Annotated in this window: 5 protein-coding genes; all 5 read right to left on the bottom strand. The window is 62.9% G+C overall.

The window, feature by feature from the left end; translation table 11 throughout:
- A partial coding sequence (locus B2V21_RS15530) for a sigma 54-interacting transcriptional regulator (RefSeq protein WP_286917325.1) occupies positions 1 to 713 on the bottom strand: 713 nt, incomplete at its 3' end.
- Positions 710 to 1795, bottom strand: a complete 1086-nt coding sequence (glnL, locus tag B2V21_RS15535) for a nitrogen regulation protein NR(II) (protein ID WP_043191452.1) — start codon at positions 1793 to 1795, stop codon at positions 710 to 712. The genes B2V21_RS15530 and glnL, both read right to left, overlap by 4 nt.
- A gap of 270 nt (positions 1796 to 2065) precedes the next feature.
- Positions 2066 to 2665 (bottom strand): DUF4124 domain-containing protein, encoded by a 600-nt coding sequence (locus tag B2V21_RS15540; RefSeq protein WP_286917326.1) that lies wholly within the window; start codon positions 2663 to 2665, stop codon positions 2066 to 2068.
- Positions 2662 to 3177: a DUF4124 domain-containing protein gene (locus tag B2V21_RS15545; RefSeq protein WP_049861722.1), complete on the bottom strand. Its 516-nt coding sequence runs from the start codon at positions 3175 to 3177 to the stop codon at positions 2662 to 2664. The genes B2V21_RS15540 and B2V21_RS15545 overlap by 4 nt, the downstream gene beginning before the upstream one ends.
- Before the next feature lie 118 nt (positions 3178 to 3295).
- The coding region (glnA, locus tag B2V21_RS15550; protein ID WP_422662679.1) for a type I glutamate--ammonia ligase at positions 3296 to 4450 on the bottom strand (1155 nt) is incomplete at its 5' end.

A 4450-nucleotide genomic window follows, 5' to 3' on the forward strand; every position in this document is an offset into this window, starting at 1 on the left:
AACAGCGTGCCGCCGTCGGCCTGTTCGAAACGGCCACGGCGCAGGTTGGCCGCGCCGGTGAAGGCGCCCTTTTCATGGCCGAACAGCTCCGACTCCATCAGGTCCTTGGGGATCGCCGCCATGTTCAGCGCGATGAAGGGCGATGCGGCCCGTGGGCTGTGCCGGTGCAGGGCGTGGGCGACCAGTTCCTTGCCGGTGCCCGACTCGCCGTTGATCAGCACGGTGATGTTGGAGTGGCTGAGTCGGCCGATGGCGCGGAAGACTTCCTGCATGGCCGGCGCTTCACCGATGATCTCGGGCGTGCGGGTCAATGCCGGGACTTCGGTCAGGCCCTGCTGTTCCTGGGCATGCTGGTTGGCGCGCTTGACCAGCGAGACCGCCTCGTCGACGTCGAACGGCTTGGGCAGGTACTCGAAAGCTCCGCCCTGGTAGGAAGCCACCGCGCTGTCCAGGTCCGAATGGGCGGTCATGATGATTACCGGCAGGCGCGGATGCTGTTCGCGAATGCGCGCCAGCAGGTCCAGGCCGCTGGCGCCGGGCATGCGGATGTCGGAGATGATCACGTCGGGCTGCTGGCGTGCCAGCCGGCTCATGACGCCATCGGCGCTGTCGAAGCTCTGGGTGGTCATGCCTTCTTGCTGCAGGGCCTTTTCCAGTACCCAGCGGATGGAACGGTCGTCATCGACGATCCAGACAGTTTCACTACGGCTCATGACGAAGCGGCTCCTTGTTCCAGCGGCAGGAAGATCGAAAAGGTGGTGTGGCCGGGGTGGCTTTCACATTCGATCAAGCCTTGGTGCTGACTGATGATGTTCTGGGTAATGGCCAGCCCCAGGCCGGTGCCGTCGGGACGGCCACTGACCATGGGGTAGAAGATGGTTTCCTGCAGTTGGGCCGGAATGCCCGGACCGTTGTCGGTGATCTCGATCTTGCTGACCAGGCGATGGCGCACGTGGCCGATGGTGAACTGGCGCATGGCGCGGGTGCGCAGGCTGATACGGCCCAGGCGCAGCTCGTTCTGGCCGCTGATGGCCTGCATGGCATTGCGCACGATGTTGAGCACCGCCTGGATCATCTGTTCGCGGTCGATCAGGACATCGGGAATGCTCGGGTCGTAGTCGCGCACCAAGGTGATGCAACCCTGGCTTTCAGCCTCGACCAGATTGGCCACGCGCTCCAATACCTCGTGGATGTTGGTCATGGCCAGCGAGGGCAGCTTGTTCGAGCCAAGCATGCGGTCGACCAGGTTACGCAGGCGGTCGGCTTCCTCGATGATGACGTTGGTGTAGTCCTTGAGACTTTCCTCGGGCAGCTCGCGGGCCAGCAGTTGGGCAGCACCGCGGATGCCGCCCAGCGGGTTCTTGATCTCGTGGGCCAGGCCGCGCACCAGCATCTTGGTGGTTTCCTGCTTGGACAGCTGCGCCTCCTCCTTGGTGATGCGCAGCAGGCGATCGCGCGGATGCACTTCGAGCAGTAGCCAGGTCGCGCCGTTGCTGAGGATCGGCGTCACGGCATAGTCGACCGTCAACGTCTGCCCGGCCAGCGCGGTCAGCATCGCTTCGCGCTTGGTGAAGGGGTGCGCCTGCTCGACGGCCTGGCGCAGGGAATTCAGGGCTTCGGTCGATTCGGTGAACAGTTCGCTGATGAACTGACCATGGCTGCGCTGGCCGCTGATCGCCAGCAACATCTCGGCTGCGGGGTTCATGTACTCAAGGCGCAGGTCGGCATTGAGCAGAATGGTGGCAGTGGTGAGGTTGTCGAGTAACAGTCGGTGCAGGGCATCGCTGATGGTCATGGGGACAGGTGACCTCTTTTGGCACAGGGCGCCCGCGGCAATGCCCGGGTTCGCGCGCGAAACAAACTCGCTGGTGCAGGGAAAATGCAAGAACCAAACCAAGGCTCCGAAAAGAAGCGCCGATCGTACAAATGAGTGCCACAGGTGCTCAGCGTCTGCGCGAAAACCCGTGGCATGTCGCCAGGACGAACCAAAATGGCACGTTCCGACTCTCGGCAGCCGTGATAGTGCACCAATCGAGTGCGCCAGTGTTAGCCGCCGGGTCGCGGCTCAGTCGTCTTCGGGTTTGTCTTTGAGCGGGCATTCCGGACGTACGCCGTAATCGGCATTCCGGCAAGGATGGACACGGCGTTTCTGGATCAGCGAGATGCGCTGCAGATGGACCGGCTGTGCAGGTGTGCGCTCGATCACGTGGTCGTCCTGATCGATGATCTCGGCAGCCAGGGTATGGGTGCCGCGGTCAACGTTGCTCAGGGCGAATACCGGGCTGCGGCCTGGGGCCTGCGCGATTTCACCGTCCAGCAGCAGGCGGTAGCGATGGTTCGGCTGCAAGGCCGGCTCGCTGGTGAGGGTGACGATCAGTGAACCGTCTTCCTCGCGCACGGCGGTGTCCGGCAGCGGGCCGAGGATGCGCAGCATCTGATAGCGCATCACCGTCGATTTAGTCGGAACGGCCACCTTGCCGGTGCGTGGCGGTGTGGCGGTCGCCGGTGCGCTGGTGCCGGAGCGTGTCGGCATCGGCACGCGTTCGGCGCCTTTGCCGGGCTGGTCGGTGAACACCCGGTTGCCATTGGCGTCCACGTAGGTGTACACCGCAGCCTGGGCCGACGCGGTGCTCAAGGCCAGCCAGAGCAGTGCCCAATACCTCATGGAAGGTGGACCCGCTGCACCGTGAAGGTAACGGTGGCGCTTTCCTGGATGACCGCTTCCTGGCTGTCGACCACTTGCACCGCCAGGCTGTGATCACCACGATCGACGTTCACCAGTTGCAACCGCGGCACGTTGGTCGGCTGGCCGTAGGGCTGGCCGTCGAGGACCAGGCGCAGCCGGTCCCCCGAGCGTAGACGGGGCACGATCGCTACGCCGACGTCGAAGGTACCGTTGTTGGCGCGCAGGGCTTCGTCGCTCGGCAGGCCGGTCAGCTCCAGTTGGCTGTACTGAGTCTGCGGCACCTGGACGGCCGTGCTGGGCAGGGTCACCGGCGCCGACTTGCGCGGCGACTCGACGCTGTTGAGCGGCGGCAGTTCGACCGTCTGGCTCGCACGCCCCTCGGGAGGCTGGTTGCTGTAGGCGGTGTTGCCCTGGGCATCGGTGTACTTGTAGATCTGCGCGGCGGCAGGCAGCGAACACAGCAGTAAAAGAGAGGCTAGGGGTGAGCGCATGGAAACTTCTCTGAGTGGCGCTTGCATGAAGGCCAGCATAGAGCAAATGGCAGGTCGGGTGCACCGCGGCTGTGGCAACCGCGCAACGAAAAAAGGCCACCCGAGGGTGGCCTTTCTGTCACATCACAGGGATCAGACGCTGTAGTACAGGTCGTATTCCAGTGGGTGTACGAAGGTACGAACCTTGATTTCTTCTTCGCTCTTCAGAGCGATGAAGGCATCGATAAAGTCGTCGCTGAACACGCCGCCCTTGGTCAGGAACGCACGGCCCTTGTCCAGTTCTTCCAGGGCTTCCTTCAGGCTGCCGCANNTCGTACAGGTTCTTGTCGGCGGCATCGCCAGGGTGGATCTTGTTCTGGATACCGTCCAGGCCAGCCATCAGCAGGGCCGCGAAGGCCAGGTACGGGTTGGCTGCCGGATCCGGGAAGCGGGCTTCGATACGACGGCCCTTAGGGCTGTTGACGTAAGGAATGCGGATCGAAGCGGAGCGGTTGCGAGCCGAGTAGGCCAGCATCACTGGTGCTTCGAAACCTGGGACCAGACGCTTGTAGGAGTTGGTCGACGGGTTGGTGAAGCCGTTCAGCGCCTTGCCGTGCTTGATGATGCCGCCGATGAAGTACAGGGCGGTATCGGACAGACCGGCATAGCCTTCGCCAGCGAAGGTGTTCTTGCCTTCCTTGGAGATCGACATGTGCACGTGCATACCCGAGCCGTTGTCACCGTACAGTGGCTTGGGCATGAAGGTAGCGGTGCGGCCGTAGGCGTCGGCAACGTTGTGCACGACATACTTCAGGGTCTGCACTTCGTCGGCCTTGGCGACCAGGGTGTTGAACTTGACGCCGATTTCGTTCTGGCCGGCAGTCGCCACTTCGTGGTGGTGAACTTCGACGACCTGACCCATCTCTTCCAGTGCGTTGCACATGGCAGTACGGATTTCGTGGTCGTGGTCGACCGGTGGCACTGGGAAGTATCCGCCTTTCACGCCTGGGCGGTGGCCCTTGTTGCCGCCGTCGACGTCCTGGTCGGTCATCCAGGAAGCCTGTTCCGAGAAGATCTTGAACATGGAGCCGGAGATGTCCGACTTGAACTTCACTTCGTCGAAGATGAAGAACTCAGGCTCGGGACCGACGAACACGGTGTCACCGATACCGGTCGACTTCAGGTATTCCTCGGCACGGTGGGCAATGGCGCGCGGGTCGCGATCGTAGCCTTGCATGGTCGACGGTTCGATGATGTCGCAGACCAGAATCAGGGTCGGCTCTTCGGTGAACGG

The sequence above is a fragment of the Pseudomonas sp. UBA6276 genome (genome assembly GCF_002438365.1).
GTDB lineage: Bacteria > Pseudomonadota > Gammaproteobacteria > Pseudomonadales > Pseudomonadaceae > Aquipseudomonas > Aquipseudomonas coleopterorum.